Here is a 626-nt window from a genome sequence, read left to right on the forward strand (position 1 = left end):
CTCCCCCTCCTTGATCGGGTTCACGACGCGCGGGACCTTCGGGCTCTGCCGGAGAGCGACCTGCGCCAGCTGGCCGACGAGCTGCGGGCCGAGACCATCGACGCCGTCTCGGTCACCGGCGGCCATCTCGGCGCCGGCCTCGGCGTGATCGAACTCACGGTCGCCCTCCACCACGTCTTCAACACTCCCGAGGATCGCCTGATCTGGGACGTCGGCCACCAGGCCTACCCCCACAAGATCCTCACCGGACGCCGCGACCGCATCCGCACCCTGCGCCAGGGCGGCGGGCTCTCGGGCTTCACCAAGCGCACCGAGAGCCCCTACGATCCCTTCGGCGCCGCCCACTCCTCCACCTCGATCTCGGCCGGCCTGGGCATGGCGGTCGCCCGCGACCTGCGCGACGCGGCCGCCAAGGCCCGCGGCGAGACCCTCGAGCGGCGCAACGTCGTGGCGGTGATCGGCGACGGCTCGATCTCGGCCGGCATGGCCTACGAGGCCATGAACAACGCCGGCGCGCTGCGCTCGCGCCTGATCGTCATCCTCAACGACAACGACATGTCGATCGCGCCCCCGGTCGGCGCCATGTCGGCCTACCTCGCCAGGCTGGTCTCGGGCGACACCTACCG

Annotated in this window: 1 protein-coding gene; it reads left to right on the top strand. The window is 71.7% G+C overall.

Annotated features, from left to right (window positions below; all coding sequences use genetic code 11):
- Positions 1–626 (top strand): 1-deoxy-D-xylulose-5-phosphate synthase N-terminal domain-containing protein (locus ACKUB9_RS34375; RefSeq protein ID WP_407531194.1); only part of this gene is annotated, 626 nt, incomplete at both ends.

Origin of the sequence: Methylobacterium oryzisoli (genome assembly GCF_046557895.1) — a bacterium.
Lineage (GTDB): Bacteria > Pseudomonadota > Alphaproteobacteria > Rhizobiales > Beijerinckiaceae > Methylobacterium > Methylobacterium oryzisoli.